Source organism: Pseudomonas protegens CHA0, from assembly GCF_000397205.1.
Classification (GTDB): Bacteria; Pseudomonadota; Gammaproteobacteria; order Pseudomonadales; family Pseudomonadaceae; genus Aquipseudomonas; species Aquipseudomonas protegens.
This window is the reverse complement of sequence record NC_021237.1, coordinates 565,041-582,246: the sequence shown is the minus strand read 5'-3', so window position 1 is coordinate 582,246 and position 17,206 is coordinate 565,041. Positions and strand designations below refer to the sequence as shown.

General features: G+C 64.5%; 11 protein-coding genes and 3 pseudogenes. 8 read left to right on the top strand and 6 right to left on the bottom strand.

The window, feature by feature from the left end:
- The 3 genes from PFLCHA0_RS02530 to PFLCHA0_RS02520 all read left to right on the top strand — a co-directional run bounded on the left by PFLCHA0_RS02530 (nucleotide 1) and on the right by PFLCHA0_RS02520 (nucleotide 3,549).
- Nucleotides 1-1,425 carry a glycerol kinase gene (locus PFLCHA0_RS02530; RefSeq protein ID WP_011058872.1) on the top strand — a complete coding sequence of 475 codons (1,425 nt, stop codon included), beginning with the start codon at nucleotides 1-3 and terminating at the stop codon, nucleotides 1,423-1,425.
- Nucleotides 1,426-1,674: 249 nt separating this feature from the next.
- Nucleotides 1,675-2,946, top strand: coding sequence for an O-acetylhomoserine aminocarboxypropyltransferase/cysteine synthase family protein (locus tag PFLCHA0_RS02525; protein ID WP_015633901.1), 1,272 nt, complete (start codon nucleotides 1,675-1,677; stop codon nucleotides 2,944-2,946).
- A gap of 108 nt (nucleotides 2,947-3,054) precedes the next feature.
- A complete protein-coding gene (locus PFLCHA0_RS02520; protein WP_011058870.1) occupies nucleotides 3,055-3,549 on the top strand; it encodes a DUF2165 family protein in 495 nt (164 codons plus the stop codon).
- 185 nt (nucleotides 3,550-3,734) lie between these two features.
- Here PFLCHA0_RS02520 and putP read toward each other — a convergent pair whose 3' ends face one another.
- Both putP and PFLCHA0_RS31610 read right to left on the bottom strand, forming a co-directional pair.
- Entirely contained in the window at nucleotides 3,735-5,219 is a 1,485-nt protein-coding gene (gene putP / locus PFLCHA0_RS02515) for a sodium/proline symporter PutP (RefSeq protein WP_011058869.1), read from the bottom strand.
- A gap of 124 nt (nucleotides 5,220-5,343) precedes the next feature.
- Complete coding sequence (locus PFLCHA0_RS31610) at nucleotides 5,344-5,601, bottom strand: hypothetical protein (protein ID WP_134532534.1); 258 nt, start codon at nucleotides 5,599-5,601, stop codon at nucleotides 5,344-5,346.
- Nucleotides 5,602-5,682: 81 nt separating this feature from the next.
- Between PFLCHA0_RS31610 and putA the strand changes: the two genes are divergently transcribed.
- Nucleotides 5,683-9,636 carry a trifunctional transcriptional regulator/proline dehydrogenase/L-glutamate gamma-semialdehyde dehydrogenase gene (gene putA, locus PFLCHA0_RS02510; protein ID WP_015633899.1) on the top strand — a complete coding sequence of 1,318 codons (3,954 nt, stop codon included), beginning with the start codon at nucleotides 5,683-5,685 and terminating at the stop codon, nucleotides 9,634-9,636.
- 265 nt (nucleotides 9,637-9,901) lie between these two features.
- On the top strand, nucleotides 9,902-11,704 hold the full coding sequence (locus PFLCHA0_RS02505) for an acyl-CoA dehydrogenase (RefSeq protein ID WP_015633898.1): 1,803 nt from the start codon (nucleotides 9,902-9,904) through the stop codon (nucleotides 11,702-11,704).
- Between the two features lie 59 nt (nucleotides 11,705-11,763).
- On the opposite strand, the gene PFLCHA0_RS32225 is transcribed toward PFLCHA0_RS02505, so the two are convergent.
- The 4 genes and pseudogenes from PFLCHA0_RS32225 to PFLCHA0_RS02490 form a co-directional block, all read right to left on the bottom strand.
- Entirely contained in the window at nucleotides 11,764-12,495 is a 732-nt protein-coding gene (locus PFLCHA0_RS32225) for a methyl-accepting chemotaxis protein (RefSeq protein ID WP_370059465.1), read from the bottom strand.
- 135 nt (nucleotides 12,496-12,630) lie between these two features.
- A pseudogene (locus tag PFLCHA0_RS32220) lies at nucleotides 12,631-13,656 on the bottom strand (cache domain-containing protein); the annotation flags it as partial.
- Nucleotides 13,657-13,819: 163 nt separating this feature from the next.
- Nucleotides 13,820-14,122: a cell division protein ZapA gene (locus PFLCHA0_RS02495; RefSeq protein WP_011058865.1), complete on the bottom strand. Its 303-nt coding sequence runs from the start codon at nucleotides 14,120-14,122 to the stop codon at nucleotides 13,820-13,822.
- Nucleotides 14,119-14,349, bottom strand: coding sequence for a hypothetical protein (locus PFLCHA0_RS02490; protein WP_015633896.1), 231 nt, complete (start codon nucleotides 14,347-14,349; stop codon nucleotides 14,119-14,121). Before PFLCHA0_RS02490 ends, PFLCHA0_RS02495 begins: the two co-directional genes overlap by 4 nt.
- 305 nt (nucleotides 14,350-14,654) lie before the next feature.
- Here PFLCHA0_RS02490 and PFLCHA0_RS32215 point away from each other — a divergent pair.
- From PFLCHA0_RS32215 to PFLCHA0_RS32205, 3 genes and pseudogenes are all read left to right on the top strand, one after another.
- Nucleotides 14,655-15,431, top strand: a pseudogene (locus tag PFLCHA0_RS32215) (MCP four helix bundle domain-containing protein); the annotation flags it as partial.
- Nucleotides 15,414-16,286 carry a methyl-accepting chemotaxis protein gene (locus tag PFLCHA0_RS32210; RefSeq protein ID WP_370505887.1) on the top strand — a complete coding sequence of 291 codons (873 nt, stop codon included), beginning with the start codon at nucleotides 15,414-15,416 and terminating at the stop codon, nucleotides 16,284-16,286. The pseudogene PFLCHA0_RS32215 and the gene PFLCHA0_RS32210, both read left to right, overlap by 18 nt.
- Before the next feature lie 194 nt (nucleotides 16,287-16,480).
- Nucleotides 16,481-17,203 (top strand): annotated as a pseudogene (locus PFLCHA0_RS32205) (MCP four helix bundle domain-containing protein); the annotation flags it as partial.
- Between the last annotated feature and the right edge of the window lie 3 nt (nucleotides 17,204-17,206).

The window sequence follows — 17,206 nt, the reverse complement described above, 5'->3', positions numbered from 1 at the left end:
ATGCGAATAGCCGCACTTGACCAGGGCACCACCAGCACCCGCGTACTGGTCGTGGACATGCAAGGCCGTGCCGATATCCAACTGGCGCTGCGCCACCAGCAGCATCACCCGCGCCCGGGCTGGGTCGAACACGACCCGCTGGAGCTGCTGGCCAACCTGCAACGCTGCCTGGAAGCCACCGGCCGGGTCGACGCCATCGGCCTGGCCAACCAGGGTGAAAGTTGCCTGGCCTGGGACGCCGTCAGTGGCGCGCCGCTGTCGCCGGTGATCGTCTGGCAGGACAACCGCAGCGCCGCGCGCATCGAAGAACTGCGCGCCAGCGGCGCCGAAGCCCTGACCCTGGAGCGGGCCGGGCTGCCCCTGGATGCCTACTTCTCCGCCAGCAAGCTGGCCTGGATCGTCGACAACCTGCCGGCGGCACAGGCCGCCCTGAGTGCCGGCCGCCTGCGCCTGGGCACCACCGATGCCTACTTTCTCGATCGCCTGACCGGGGTCTACGCCACTGACATCACCACCGCCTCGCGCACCTCGCTGATGAATCTCGCCACCGGCCAGTGGGACCCGCAGTTGTGCCAGCTGTTCGGCGTGCCCATGCAGGCCCTGCCGGAAATCCGCGCCACGGTCGGCGACTTCGGACGCATCGGCCAGACCCCCATCAGCGCCTCGGTGGTCGACCAGCAAGCCTCGCTGTACGGTCATGGCTGCCGGGAGCCGGGGGACGCCAAGATCACCTTCGGCACCGGCGCCTTCGCCCTGACAGTCACAGGCGAACAGATCATTCGCGCCCCGGAGAAAGGCCTGCTGGCCACCGTCGCCTGGCAGGCCGACGGCAAACCGGTGTATGCCATGGACGGTGGCGTGTACGACGCCAGCGCCGCAGTGGAATGGGCCGGGCGCCTGGGCCTGTTCAGCGATTTCTCGGAACTGGCAGCCTTCGATCAGCCACCGGCGATTTCCCGCGAGCTGGCGTTTGTCCCGGCCTTGTCCGGGCTTGCCTGCCCGCACTGGGACCGCAGTGCCGGGGCGGTATGGATCGGCATGAACGCCGCCACCACTCGCCAGGACCTGTGCCAGGCGGTACTGGAAGGCGTGGCCCTGCGCAGCGCCGAAGTGATCACGGCGATGGACGATCACCTCAACGTCACCGACCAGTTGTCGATTGACGGCGGCCTGGCCCGCAGCCCGTATTTCGCCCAGTTCCTGGCCGATATCCTGCAACGCACCATCGTCACCCAGCGCTTCGACGAACTCACCGCCCTGGGCTGCGCCGCCCTCGCCGCCCGCGGCCTGGGGCTGGAGTTGCCAGAGCTGGACAACACCCGCACCGACTACCGGCCGCGTATCGACCGGGCCACGGCAGACGCCTGGCGCTGCACCTTCAGCGCCGCGGTCAAGCGCTCCCAGGGCTGGTCCCAGCCGCACTGAAACAGCCCGCCGGCCATGGAGGGCCGGCCCTTTCCTGCCGCACCTCGGGACCCTTGCCCATCCGCCGCGCCTATTGGACACTGACGCGCCCGCTCGCGGCCAAGCGGCGGGCACATCAAGCGGTTGCTGGCGACTCAGACACACGGGACCACTGACTGCTGCGCGGGCACACGACCTGCCTGGCTGTGCTCATTAATGGATTAGCCAGGGTCTGTTACCGCTTGGTGACAAGCCCTTAGTCGAGGATTTATGAAAGACGCAACGATTGCGCTGCACCATGGATTCAAGTCGGACCCGACCACCAAGGCCGTGGCCGTGCCCATCTACCAGAACGTCGCCTTCGAGTTCGACAACGCCCAGCACGGCGCTGACCTGTTCAACCTCGATGTGCCCGGCAACATCTACACCCGCATCATGAACCCCACCAATGATGTGCTGGAACAGCGCATGGCCGCCCTGGAAGGCGGGATCGCCGGGCTGGCGGTGGCCGCCGGCAGTGCCGCCATCCACTACGCGATCCAGACCCTGACCCAGGCCGGGGACAATATCGTCTCCACGCCCCAGCTGTACGGCGGCACCTACACCCTGTTCGCCCACCTGCTGCCCAGCTTCGGGGTCGAAGTGCGTTTCGCCCGGGACGACTCGGCCGAGGCCATTGCCGAGCTGATCGACGACAAGACCAAGCTGGTGTACTGCGAGAGCATCGGCAACCCCGCGGGCAACATCGTCGATATCGAGGGCCTGGCCCAGGCCGCCCACGCCCGTAACGTGCCACTGATGGTGGACAACACCGTGGCCACGCCGATCCTGTGCAAGCCGATCCAGTTCGGCGCCGACATCGTGGTGCACTCGGTGACCAAGTACGTCGGCGGCCACGGCAACTCCCTGGGCGGGGTGATCGTCGACAGCGGCAACTTCCCCTGGGCCGACCACCCGCAGAAGTTCGCCAGCCTCAACACCCCGGAGCCGGCCTACCACGGCGTGGTCTACACCGAGAAGTTCGGCCCCGCCGCCTTTATCGCCCGGGCCCGCACCGTGCCGCTGCGCAACACCGGCGCAGCATTGGCGCCGATGAACGCCTTCCTGTTGCTGCAAGGCCTGGAAACCCTGGCCCTGCGCATGGAACGCCACACCGACAACGCCCTCAAGGTGGCGCAGTTCCTCAAGGCCCACCCGCTGGTGGCCTGGGTCAGCTACGCCGGCCTGCCCGACCACCCGCACCATGAACTGGCGCGCAAATACATGCAGGGCAAGCCGTCGGCGATCCTCTCCTTCGGCCTCAAGGGCGGCTATGCCGCGGGCGTGCGCTTCTACGATGCGCTGCAGATCTTCAAGCGCCTGGTGAACATCGGCGACGCCAAGTCCCTGGCTTGCCACCCGGCATCCACCACCCACCGGCAGATGAACGAAGAAGAGCAGGCCAAGGCCGGGGTCAAGCCGGAGATGATCCGTCTCTCGGTGGGCATCGAGGCCATCGAAGACCTGCTCGAAGACCTGGACCAGGCACTGCAACAAGCCTGATCCCCGGCCCTGGCGTTCTGCGCCAGGGCCATTGCCTAGCGCGTTGGCACCCACGCCTCTCCCCTCTCCAGCCCCCAGGACCCTTGATCACCCGCAAAGGAACCCGACATGATTGTGCGTTACGTCAAGATCACCATGACCCTGGCAGTGGCGGCCTTCGCCCTGCTGGTGGCCTACAACAACATCAGCGACTACGGTTCCAACTTCGCCTTTGTCCAGCACGTGCTGAGCATGGACAGCGTCTTCCCCGGCAACAGCGCCACCGACCGCGCCCTGACCTTGCCGCTGCTGTGGAATGCCGGTTACTGGCTGATCATCGCCGGCGAAGCCCTGACCGGCGCGCTGCTGGTGTTTGGCGCCCTGCGCCTGTGGCTGGCCCGGCACGGTGTCGCCAGCGACTTCAACCGCGCCAAGCGCTGGGCCATTGCCGGCTTCTGCCTGGGCTTCTGCGTCTGGTTCTTCGGCTTCATGGTGGTCGGCGGCGAGTGGTTCATGATGTGGCAGTCCAAGGCCTGGAACGGCCAGGACGCGGCGTTCAAGTTCTACATGGCGATCCTGGGCGTACTGATATTCCTCAACCAGCCCGACACCGAGCTGCACTGACCCTGTAGCCGCAGCCGAGCCATGGCGAGGCTGCGCAAAGGCCCGCAGGGCCTTGCGGTCCCTCCGAGCGCCCCTCGTTAACAGCCTGCGGCAGCGGCTACGGGACGCAAAAAAAAACGGCCCGCTGCGGTGACGCAGCGGGCCGTTCTTCAGCGCCCCGGGGAATCAGGGCAGGATTTGCGCACTCAGTGGTTGAGCTTGAAATCCTTCTCGGCCGCTTCGAAGCGCTGGACCATGCCGGCGCTCGGCGTGCCCATCTTGCTCACCAGCAGGATCGCCAGGCTGGCGAAGATGAAGCCCGGGATGATTTCGTACAGGCCCAGCAGAGCGAAATGCTTCCACAGGATCACGGTGACGGCACCGACGATGATGCCGGCCAGCGCGCCGTCACGGGTCATGCCTTTCCAGATCACCGAAATCAGTACCACGGGGCCGAAGGCCGCGCCGAACCCGGCCCAGGCATAGCTCACCAGGCCCAGCACGCGGTTTTCCGGGTTGGCGGCCATGGCAATGGCGATCAGCGCCACCACCAGCACCATGGCGCGGCCGACCCACACCAGTTCCAGCTGGGAAGCGTGCTTGCGCAGGAAGGCTTTGTAGAAGTCTTCGGTCAGGGCACTGGAGCACACCAGCAGCTGGCAGCTCAGGGTACTCATGACTGCCGCCAGGATGGCCGACAGCAGCACACCCGCGATCCACGGGTTGAACAGCAGCTTGGCCAGTTCGATGAACACCCGCTCAGGGTTTTCGGTCACAGGGCCGGCCACCTCAGGGTGCGCCGAGAAATAGGCGATACCGAAGAAGCCCACCGCCACGGTGCCGCCCAGGCACAGGATCATCCAGGTCATGGAGATGCGACGGGCCTTGGCAATCGACTTCACCGAATCGGCGGCCATGAAGCGCGCCAGGATATGCGGCTGGCCGAAGTAGCCCAGGCCCCAGCCCATCAGCGAGATGACGCCGATGAAGGTGGTGTTCTTGAGCATGTCGAAGTTGGTCGGGTCCTTGGCTTCGATGGCCAGGAAGGTGGTGTCCACGCCACCGGTCGCCAGCAGCACGATGATCGGCGTCAGGATCAAAGCGAAGATCATCAGCGTGGCCTGGACGGTATCGGTCCAGCTCACTGCCAGGAAACCACCTACGAAGGTGTAGGCAATGGTTGCCGCCGCACCGGCCCACAGCGCTGTCTCGTAGGGCATGCCGAAAGTGCTTTCGAACAGGCGGGCACCGGCGACGATGCCGGAGGCGCAGTAGATGGTGAAGAACACCAGGATCACCACCGCAGAGATGATCCGCAGCAGGCCGCTCTTGTCTTCAAAGCGGCTGGAGAAGTAGTCCGGCAGGGTCAGCGCGTCACCGTTGTGTTCGGTCTGCACCCGCAGGCGGCCGGCCACGAACAGCCAGTTGAGGTAGGCACCGACGATCAGGCCGATGGCGATCCAGCTTTCCGAAAGACCGGACATGTAGATGGCGCCCGGCAGGCCCATCAGCAGCCAGCCACTCATGTCGGAAGCACCGGCGGAAAGCGCGGTGACCACGCTGCCGAGGCTGCGGCCGCCAAGAATGTAGTCGGAAAGGTTGTTGGTGGAGCGATAGGCCATGAAGCCGATCAGCACCATTGCCGCGATGTAGATCACGAAGGTGATCAAGGTTGGATTGCTTGCACTCATTGAGTTACGCCCTGGCTTTGTTTTTATGGTGCGGCGGCCACTGCCACCCGCCGCCAAACGATGACGCTTGGGAGACGATCAGGCGGGCCGCGCATTTATGACTGATGTTTCCCCAGGAAAGCCATCAGCCGATGAACCAGTCCTGCAGGACGGTTGCACCTTGGCCGCGAATCCTATGCAACAAGACGAACAAGGTGCAACCAATTTGCGCCGAATCAGTTGCACCTTGTCCAAAAACTGGTCGTTGACGACGCTTTTGCTCCTTTTTGGAGCAAAAAATGGCGTTTTCAGAAGTAAAGGCACCAGTAGGAGGCAAGCCACTCCGTGCAGGAATTTTATTCCTGACAAGCTGCTTCTTTTTCCAGCTAAAAATGGGTTGCACCCGGTTGCACCTATTGCAGTGCGCGGATAATCTTGCCGCCAGCTGATGCCACACGTGCGTGGCAAACATGAGGATAAAAATATGGCTACCACCACCCTCGGGGTCAAACTCGACGACCCTACCCGCGAGCGCCTCAAGGCCGCCGCGGCCTCGATCGATCGTACGCCGCACTGGCTGATCAAGCAGGCGATTTTCAATTACCTGGAAAAACTCGAGGGTGGTGCAACCCTGACCGAGCTGAGCAGTGCCACCGCCAAAGACGGCGAGGATGCCGGCGAGGTACAGACCGATCACGCTCACCAATGCTTCCTGGAGTTCGCCGAAAGCATTCTCCCGCAGTCGGTGCTGCGCGCCTCGATCACCGCCGCCTACCGCCGCCCGGAACCGGAAGTGGTGCCGATGCTGCTGGAGCAGGCGCGCTTGCCGGCCGCCACCGCCGAAGCCGCGAACAAGCTGGCCGCCTCGATCGCCGAGAAGCTGCGCAACCAGAAGAGCGCCGGCGGCCGTGCCGGTATCGTCCAGGGCCTGCTGCAGGAGTTCTCCCTGTCGTCCCAGGAAGGCGTGGCACTGATGTGCCTGGCCGAAGCCCTGCTGCGCATCCCCGACAAGGGCACCCGTGACGCGCTGATCCGCGACAAGATCAGCACCGGCAACTGGCAGCCGCACCTGGGCAACAGCCCATCGCTGTTCGTCAACGCCGCCACCTGGGGCCTGCTGCTTACCGGCAAGCTGGTGTCGACCCACAACGAGGCCGGCCTGACCTCCTCCCTGAGCCGCATCATCGGCAAGAGCGGCGAGCCGATGATCCGCAAGGGCGTGGACATGGCCATGCGCTTGATGGGCGAACAGTTCGTCACCGGCGAAACCATCGCCGAAGCCCTGGCCAACGCCAGCAAGTTCGAAGCCAAGGGCTTCCGCTATTCCTACGACATGCTCGGCGAAGCCGCACTGACCGAGCACGACGCACAGAAGTACCTCGCGTCCTACGAGCAGGCCATCCACTCCATCGGCAAGGCCTCCCACGGTCGCGGCATCTATGAAGGCCCGGGCATCTCCATCAAGCTCTCGGCCCTGCACCCGCGCTACAGCCGCGCCCAGTACGAGCGCGTTATGGAAGAGCTGTACCCGCGCCTGCTGTCCCTGACCCTGCTGGCCAAGCAGTACGACATCGGCCTGAACATCGACGCCGAGGAAGCCGACCGCCTGGAGCTGTCCCTGGACCTGCTGGAGCGCCTGTGCTTCGAGCCGCAACTGACCGGCTGGAACGGTATCGGCTTCGTGATCCAGGCCTACCAGAAGCGCTGCCCGTACGTGATCGACTATGTCATCGATCTGGCCCGTCGCAGCCGTCACCGCCTGATGATCCGCCTGGTGAAAGGCGCCTACTGGGACAGCGAGATCAAGCGCGCCCAGGTCGAAGGCCTGGAAGGCTATCCGGTCTACACCCGTAAGGTGTACACCGACGTTTCCTACATCGCCTGCGCACGCAAGCTGCTGTCGGTGCCGGAAGTCATCTACCCGCAGTTCGCCACCCACAACGCCCACACCCTGTCGGCGATCTACCACATTGCCGGTCAGAACTATTACCCCGGCCAGTACGAGTTCCAGTGCCTGCACGGCATGGGCGAACCGCTGTACGAGCAAGTGGTGGGCAAGGTTGCCGAGGGCAAGCTGAACCGTCCATGCCGCGTCTATGCACCGGTGGGCACCCACGAAACCCTGCTGGCCTACCTGGTACGCCGGCTGCTGGAAAACGGCGCCAACACCTCGTTCGTCAACCGTATCGCCGACCAGTCGATCTCGATCCAGGAACTGGTGGCCGATCCGGTGACCCAGATCGAACAGATGGCCACCCTGGAAGGCGGCTTCGGCCTGCCGCACCCGCGCATTCCATTGCCGCGTGACCTGTATGGCGCCGAGCGGGCCAACTCCGCCGGCATCGACATGGCCAACGAACACCGCCTGGCGTCGCTGTCCTGCGCACTGCTGGCCACCGCCCACAACAACTGGAAAGCCGCACCGATGCTCGGTTGCGCCGCCAGCAGCGAAACCCCGGCGCCGGTACTCAACCCGTCGGATCATCGCGACGTGGTGGGCCATGTCCAGGAAGCCACGGTGGAAGACGTCGACAACGCCATCCAGTGCGCCCTCAACGCCGCACCGATCTGGCAGGCCACGCCGCCGGCCGAACGCGCTGCAATCCTGGAACGCGCCGCCGACCTGATGGAAGGCGAGATCCAGCCGCTAATGGGCCTGCTGGCCCGGGAAGCCGGCAAGACCTTCGCCAACGCCATCGCCGAAGTGCGTGAAGCCGTGGACTTCCTGCGTTACTACGCGGTGCAGGCCCGCAACGACTTCAGCAACGACGCCCACCGCCCACTGGGCCCGGTGGTGTGCATCAGCCCATGGAACTTCCCGCTGGCGATCTTCAGTGGCCAGGTCGCCGCAGCCCTCGCCGCCGGTAACCCGGTACTGGCCAAGCCGGCCGAACAGACCCCGCTGGTGGCGGCCCAGGCCGTGCGCCTGCTGCTCGAAGCCGGGATTCCCGAAGGCGTGCTGCAACTGCTGCCGGGCCAGGGCGAAAGCGTCGGTGCCCGCCTGGTAGGTGACGAGCGCGTCAAGGGCGTGATGTTCACCGGCTCCACTGAAGTTGCGCGCCTGCTGCAACGCAACATCGCCGGGCGCCTGGACAACCAGGGCCGGCCGATCCCGCTGATCGCCGAAACCGGTGGCCAGAACGCCATGATCGTCGATTCCTCGGCCCTGACCGAACAGGTGGTCATCGACGTGGTGTCCTCGGCCTTCGACAGTGCCGGCCAGCGTTGCTCGGCCCTGCGCGTGCTGTGCCTGCAGGAAGATTCCGCCGACCGCGTGATCGAAATGCTCAAGGGCGCCATGGCCGAAAACCGCCTGGGCAACCCTGAGCGCCTGTCGGTGGACATCGGCCCGGTGATCGACGCCGAAGCCAAGGCCGGCATCGAGAAGCACATCCAGGCCATGCGCGACAAAGGTCGCAACGTGTACCAGATGGCCATCGCCGACGGCGAAGAATGCAAGCGCGGCACCTTTGTCATGCCGACCCTGATCGAGCTGGAAAGCTTCGACGAGCTGCAGCGCGAGATCTTCGGTCCGGTGCTGCACGTGGTGCGCTACAAGCGCAAGGAAATCGACCAGCTGATCGCCCAGATCAACGCTTCCGGCTACGGCCTGACCCTGGGCGTGCACACCCGGATCGACGAGACCATCGCCAAGGTGGTGGACAACGTCCACGCCGGTAACGTCTACGTCAACCGCAACATCGTCGGTGCCGTGGTCGGCGTGCAACCGTTCGGCGGCGAAGGCCTGTCGGGCACCGGCCCGAAAGCCGGCGGCCCGCTGTACCTGTACCGCCTGCTGTCGACCCGCCCGGTGGATGCCATCGAGCAGTCCTTTGCCCGTGGCGACGCCGAGAACGCCCCGGACCTGCGCCTGCGCGAAGTCCTCAGCAAGCCGTTGAACGCCCTGCAAGCCTGGGCCGAGAGCAGCAAGCTGGCGGAACTGGCGATCCTGTGCAAACAGTTCGCCGGCCAGTCCCAGAGCGGCATCACCCGGCAGTTGACCGGCCCTACCGGCGAGCGCAACAGCTACGCCATCCTGCCCCGCGAACACGTCCTGTGCCTGGCGGAGGTCGAGGGTGACCTGCTGACCCAACTGGCAGCCGTGCTGGCCGTCGGTGGCTCGGCGGTGTGGCCGGAAAGCGAGATCAGCAAGGCGCTGTTCGCCCGCTTGCCGAAGGAAGTCCAGGCACGCATCCAGCGCGTGGCCGACTGGAGCAAGGACGAAGTGGTATTCGACGCCGTCCTGCACCACGGTGATTCCGACCAGCTGCGCAGCGTCTGCCAGCAGGTGGCCCAGCGTGCCGGTGCCATCGTCGGCGTCCAGGGCCTGTCCCAGGGCGAGACCGCGATTGCCCTGGAGCGCCTGGTGATCGAGCGCGCCTTGAGCGTCAACACCGCAGCCGCCGGCGGCAACGCCAGCCTGATGACCATCGGCTGATCGCCGAAGGTTCTGCTGCATCGATGGGCGCCCTGACCGGCGCCCATTTTTTTTGCCGGTCCTCTGTAGGAGCCGGCTTGCCGGCGAAGAGGCCCTTGAGCCCTGCATCACCCTCCCATGACGCCTTCGCGGGCGAGCCCGCTCCTGCAGAAGCCGACGCCTATTGAGGTTTTTTGGGCTTTGCATCACCGAAATCAATCTTGCTATCCAACCTTCATTCACGCGCCTAGACTCGGCCCATTCCCTATCCCACAGGTATGCCGCCATGTCCGAGACGCTGCTCAGTTCCCGCAATCTGGCCTTCGAACTGTATGAGGTACTCGACGCCGAGGGCCTGACCCAGCGCGAGCGGTTTGCCGAGCACAACCGGCAAACCTTCGACGCCGCCCTGGGCACCGCACGCAGCATCGCCGAGAAGTTCTTCGCCCCGCACAACCGCAAGGGCGATGAGCACGAGCCACGCTACGAAGACGGCCAGGCGGTGCTGATCCCCGAAGTGAAACCGGCGGTGGATGCGTTCCTCGAAGCCGGCTTCCTGAATGCCGCCCGCAGTTTCGAGGCCGGCGGCATGCAACTGCCAACCCTGCTGTCCCAGGCCTGCTTCGCCCACTTCCAGGCGGCCAACGCGGCCTCGACCTCCTACCCGTTCCTGACCATGGGCGCCGCCAACCTGATCGAGAGCTTCGGCACCGAAGAACAGAAACAACGCTTCCTGCAGCCGATGATCGACGGTCGCTTCTTCGGCACCATGGCCCTGACCGAGCCCCATGCCGGCTCGTCGCTATCGGATATCCGCACCCGTGCCGAACCGGCCGACGACGGCAGCTACCGGCTCAAGGGCAACAAGATCTTCATTTCCGGCGGCGACCACCCGCTGTCGGAAAACATCGTGCACATGGTCCTGGCCAAGCTGCCGGACGCGCCGCCCGGGGTGAAGGGCATTTCGCTGTTTATCGTGCCCAAGTTCCTGGTCAACGACGACGGCAGCCTGGGGCCGCGCAACGATGTGCTGCTGGCCGGGCTGTTCCACAAGATGGGCTGGCGCGGCACCACCTCCACCGCGTTGAACTTCGGCGATAACGGCCAGTGCGTGGGGTATCTGGTGGGCAAGCCCCATCACGGCCTGAGCTACATGTTCCAGATGATGAACGAGGCACGGATCGGCGTCGGCATGGGTGCGGTGATGCTCGGCTACGCCGGCTACCTGTACTCCCTGGAATACGCCCGCGAACGCCCGCAAGGTCGCCTGCCGGACAGCAAGGACCCGAGCACCGCGCCGGTGGCGATCATCCAGCACGCCGATGTGCGGCGCATGTTGCTGACCCAGAAGGCCTACGTCGAAGGCGCCTTCGACCTGGGGCTGTACGCGGCGCGGCTGTTCGACGACACCACCACCCTGGCCGATGCGGCCGAGCGCCAGCAGGCCCACGAACTGCTGGACCTGCTGACCCCGATCGTCAAGTCCTGGCCTTCAGAGTTCTGCCTGAAGGCCAACGAACTGGCGATCCAGATTCTCGGCGGCCACGGCTATACCCGGGAGTACCCGGTGGAGCAGTACTACCGCGACAACCGCCTGAACCCGATTCACGAAGGCACCCACGGCATCCAGTCCCTGGACCTGCTGGGGCGCAAGCTGGCGCAGAACGGCGGCGCCGGGCTCAAGCGCCTGGTACGCCTGATTGCCGAGACCGGCGAGCGGGCCCGCGCCCATCAATCACTGGACGCCCTGCGCCTGCCTCTGGAACAACTGGTAACGCGCCTGCAAAGCGTGACCCTGGGGTTGCTGGGTGATCTGGCCAGCGGCAAGGTCACCGCCACCCTGGCCAACTCGGCGCTGTATCTGAAAGCCTTCGGCCATGCGGTGATCGGCTGGCGCTGGCTGGAACAGGCCATCCGGGCCGAGGAAGGCCTGGCGCGAGCAGTGGCGGCGGATCGGGATTTCTACCTGGGCAAGTTGCAGGCCGCGCGCTACTTCCTGACCTGGGAAGTGCCAGGCTGCCAGCACGAGCTGGCACTGCTGGAAGCGCGGGACGATACCTGCCTGAGCATGCAGGACGCCTGGTTCTGAGGCCACCCAGGAGCGGGCTGCCGACGAAGGCGCCCGGCCTGACGCACCGCGGCGGGTGGTCAGTGCAGCTTGAAGCCGCCCACCTGTCGGGCCAGGTCCTCGGAGAGGCGCTGCAGGGTCCGGCAGTCTTCACGGCAGGCCTGGACTTCGGCCGCGGTGGCCCGGGCCAGATCGGAGATGCCCTGGACATTGCGGTTGATCTCTTCGGTCACCGCCGACTGCTCCTCGGTGGCGGTGGCCACTTGCTGGTTCATGTCGCTGATGTGCTCAACCTGCCCGGTAATCGCTGTCAGCGAAGCCCCGGTCTGCTGGCTGGACTGCACCCCGGTACCCGTGGCCGACTGCCCGGCATGCATGGAGGCCACGGCATTCTCCGCGCCCTGCTTGAGGCTCTGGATCATCTGCTGGATCTCGTCGGTGGAAGCCTGGGTGCGCTGGGCCAGGGTCCGCACTTCGTCCGCCACCACGGCAAAGCCTCGGCCCATTTCCCCGGCACGGGCTGCCTCGATAGCCGCATTGAGGGCCAGCAGGTTGGTCTGCTCGGAGACCCCGCGGATCACCGCCAATACCTGATCGATGGAGGCCACCTGATGCGCCAGTTCACTGACAGCGCTGGCGGCCAGGGCAATTTCCCCGGACATGCTTTCGATGTGCCGGATCGAGCCGTCCACCACCCCCTGGGCCAGCTGGGCCTCATCCCGGGCCGCCTGGGACGCATCGGCCGCCTGCCCGGCATTGCGCGCGATGTCCTGGACGGTCAGCCCCATCTGGTGCACGGCCGTGGCCACCATGTCGGTCATTTCCTGCTGCCGCCCCGAGCGCTCGGCAGTGTTCTCCACCACCGCCGCCACCTGCCCCACGGATGAGCGCAGACGCTCGGTGGTGGCCAGCACTTCGCCGATCATGCCGTGCTGGCTGTCGAGAAAACGATTGAAGCCCCGGGCCAGGTCCCCCAGCTCGTCGGCCCGGCTGGCATCCAGGCGCAGGGTCAGGTCGCCACCACCGCTGCCGATGGCTACCAGCCCGGCGGTCACCTGGCGCACAGGCCGCACCAGGCCGCGAGCCAGCCAGATCACCAGCAACAGGCAGACCAGGGCGATAGCCAGGCCGATGCCGGTGGTCAGCCACAAGGTTTGCCGGGCATCGGCGTAGATCTGCGCTTCGGGCACCTCGGCCACCAGCGACCACCCCATGCCCCGCAGTGGCAGGCTCAGGGCCACAAAGTCTTCGCCGTCGCGCACGAACCGGCTGCTGGCCAACCCCTCGTGCCCCATGACCGCCTGGGCGGCCGACTCGCCGATCTGCTCGGACAGGTGCCGCTTGCCGCTGAACTGCGCCTCGGGGTGAACCTGGATCAAGCCGTCGGCGCGCACCAGATAGACCTTGCCGTGCTCGCCGAAGCTGAAGTCATGGATCAATTGCGACAGCGCCTGCATCTTCAGCCCGAGCCCGGCCACCCCCACCAGCTTGCCGTCCTTCTTGACCCGCATGTCGATGAACATCGCCAACTCGCCGGTGGCCACATCGGTGTCGATGTTGAGCAGCCGCGGCTTGTCGCTGTCGATGAAGCTGTAGAACCAGGCGTCCTTGGGATTGGAACGGCTGAGGGTGCGATCCAGCCCCTTCTCGTTGTAGTAGTGGTTGGTCGCGGTGCCCACCATCAAGGTGGTGAAGGCCTGATTTTCGGCGCGGATGCCTTCCAGGTAGTCGACGAACACCTGGGCCTGGGCCGGATCCTCGCCGCCTGCCAGCCAATCGCGCAGCATGCCGTTGCTGGCAATGTCCCGGGCGACCGTCAGCGGCTGGGCGAGGATGCGTTCGATATCGTTGCGCATGGCTTCGATGCTCGAAGGCAGCGCCTTGTCCACCAGGTAGTTCTGGGTCAGGTGGTTGATCACCACGGTGTAGACCGCCACCACCACCAGCAGGCTGACCAGCAGGGCCGAGCCCATGCTGAGGACCAGTTGCCATTGAATACTGCGTCGCCAGAATTGCATGGAACACCTCTTTCTTATTGGTATAAGAGGCTGAAATGTCGCGCCAGCCGCGGAAGGTTGTATACAAATATTAGTTATGTTTGTCCAACCTATAACCCTGCGGCTGTGTGCAGTTCCGTCAGTTCTGTTGAATGGTCTTGGCAATGACCTCGACGGTGGCGCTCACTTGCTCCTGATAGCGCTCCAGTTCCTGGGCATGGCGCTTCTGCATCTCGATCTGCTGCGAGCACAGGTTCATCGCCGCCAGCACCAGCAGGCGCTCGCCGATCAGCGTCGGGTACTTCTTCTTGGTGTCGGCCAGGGCCGCCTTGAGCATCAGCGCAGCGTCCATCAGGGTCTGTTCTTCCCCGGCCGGCGCCTTGATCGAGTAATCCTCCCCCAGGATCGAAACGACCTTCACTCCATCGATGTGATGTCTCATGGATTGGCCGGGCTCGCGCTGACACGCTCAACCAGCGCCTGGATGCGGGCAGCGGTGGCGCCTTGCTTTTCTTCCTGCTCCATCAGGCTCAGTTGCAGGCTTTCGTTTTCATCCTTGGCCTGGTCCAGTTGTTCCTTGAGGGCTGCGTTCGTACCGAGCAGTTCCTGGTTCTGTACCACCAGGTCGCTGACCAGCTGTTCCAATTGGCTGAGGGATGCTTCCAACATTTTGATCTTCCGGGCTTTTTGCAAAGGGCGCGTACGATAAAGAAAAGTCACCCTGGATGCCAGGGTTATCCAGGCGCAAAGCCTTGATTTTACTGGCGATGACCCTTCCGCGAGAGCTGTTAGAGACTGTCATTCTGCGCTCCGGTTCCTGACGCCTCGTCGGAGTCTCGGACTTTTATGAACTTTCCCAGTTACGCATAAGAAATTTCTGAAACTGCATCCGCCGGTTCAAGAAGCCATTGTTCAACGCGATAGACAGGTACGTCCCTGATCCTGCCAGCGCAATAAAGCGCTCACCCGAGGTAATGTCCATGTCCCTGCGCTCCCTGAATATTGCCCCGAGGGCCTTCCTCGGATTTGCCCTGATCGGCTGCCTGATGCTGTTTCTCGGGGTGTTCGCCCTGAATCAGATGGGCAAGATCCGCTCAGCCACCGAGCGCATGAGCCAGGACACCATCCCGAGCATCAAGAGCGTCGATGAATTCACCCAGCTCAGCCTGCGCCAACGGGTCCAGGCCTACCGACTGCTGCTCAACCGCGAACCCCAGGCCCAGCAGCAGACCCTGGATGCCATCGACCAGCGCAACCAGAAGATCGAAGAAGCCCGGGCCCAGTACCTGAAGCTCATCAGCAGCCCCGAGGAGCGCCTTGCCTACGAGCAATACGGCACGCTGCTGAGCCACCACCGGCAGTTGGAGAGCCAACTGATCGAGCTGTCGCACAACAACCAGCTTGAGGCCATGCAACAACTGCTCAATACCGAACTGATGGACAGCGCTGAAAAGATCAACGCGGTCCTCAACCAACTGGTGGAGATCAACAGCCATTACGCCACCGTCGCCGACGATGATGCTGCCGCTCAGTACCGCAGAGCCTTCAATCTGGTGGTAGGGCTGCTGGTGCTGGCCAGCGCCCTGACCCTGCTGTTCGCCTGGCGCCTGATCCGCAGCATCACCCAGCCCATCGCCAATGCCCTGAGGGCCGCCGAAGAGATCGCCGAAGGCAACCTGACCCGCCCCATCACGGTCGATGGCAGCGACGAAGCCGGGCGCCTGCTGCAAGCCATGGTCACGATGCAGGAAAAGCTGCGCGACACCCTGCAGAGTATTTCCGGCTCCGCCCATCAGTTGGCGTCGGCGGCCGAAGAGCTCAACAGCGTCACCGAGGAAGGCGCCCGCGGCCTGACCCAGCAGAACAACGAGATCGAACAGGCCGCCACCGCGGTCAATGAAATGACCAGCGCCGTGGAAGAAGTGGCGCGCAATGCGGTGAGCACCTCCGAAGCCTCGAAGAGCGCCACCACTTCCGCCGGCGACGGCCGCGACCTGGTGCGCGAAACCGTGTCGGCCATCGAGCGCATGAGCTCCGACGTGCAAGGCACCGCCAGCCTGATCGGCGACCTGGCCAACGAGTCCCGGGACATCGGCAAGGTGCTGGACGTGATTCGCGGCCTGGCCGACCAGACCAACCTGCTGGCCCTCAATGCCGCCATCGAGGCTGCCCGTGCCGGTGAGGCCGGTCGCGGTTTTGCCGTGGTCGCCGACGAAGTCCGCGCCCTGGCCCACCGCACCCAGCAGTCCACCAGCGAAATCGAACGCATGATCGGCAGCATCCAGAGCGGCACCGAGCACGCCGTGGACTCCATGCGCAACAGCACCGAACGCGCCGAATCGACCCTGAGCATCGCCCGGGGGGCCGGCCAGTCCCTGGACACCATCAACAGCGCCATCAGCGAAATCAACGAACGCAACCTGGTGATCGCCAGCGCCGCTGAAGAACAGGCCCAGGTTGCCCGTGAAGTGGACCGCAACCTGGTGAACATCCGCGACCTGTCGGTACAGTCCACCACCGGTGCCAACCAGACCCAGGCCGCCAGCAGCGAGCTGTCACGCCTGGCGGTCGACCTGAACAACCTGGTAACCCGATTCAAGCTCTGAAGCCCTTGCGCCCTGCTCCAGCTCCCGCCGTTGAGCGGTGGGGGCTGGTGAGGGTGGCGTTCAAGGCACCCCAGCAGGCAGGTACCGGACAGGCTTAATCCACGGCGAGACTCAAGACTTTAGTCGTACGACCGATAAGTCACGGTAGAGTCAGTCTCAAGCCCCGCACGGATGCGCCCTTTTTGGTACCTACCATGTCCCTTCGTAATATGAATATCGCTCCGCGGGCCTTCCTCGGCTTCGCCATGATCGGCGGCTTGATGCTGATCCTCGGGGTGTTCGCCCTGAACCAGATGAGCAAGATCCGCGGCGCCGCCGAAGACATCACGTCGAGCAGCGTGCCAAGCATCAAGAGCCTCGACGAATTCACCCAGTTGACCCTGCGCCTGCGGGTGCTGTCCTACCGCTTGCTGGTGAACCGTGAGCCGGACGTGCAGCAAAAGACCATCGAACTGCTGGAAATGCGCAACCAGCAGATCCGCGCCGCCCAGGTCATCTACGAAAAATTCATCACCAGCCCGGAAGAAAAATCCGCCTACGAGCAGTACCTCCAACTGCTGGGCCAGTACCGGCAGATCGAAGAGCGGATGAAGAGCCTGTCGCGCAACAATCAGGTGGATGAGCTGCGCAACTTGCTCAATACCGAACTGCTGAACAACTCCGAAGCCATGAACACCGTGCTCAACCGCTTGCTGGAGATCAACACCCAGCAGACCGTGGACACCAACCAGCAAGCCGCCGAGCAGTACTCCTCGGCCTTCAACCTGGTGGTGGCGCTGCTGGTGCTGGCTACTGGCCTGACCTTCCTCTTCGCCTGGCTGCTGACCCGCAGCATCACCCAGCCCATCGCCAACGCCCTGGGCGCCGCCGAGGAAATCGCCGAGGGCAACCTGACCCGGCCGATCAAGGTCGATGGCAGT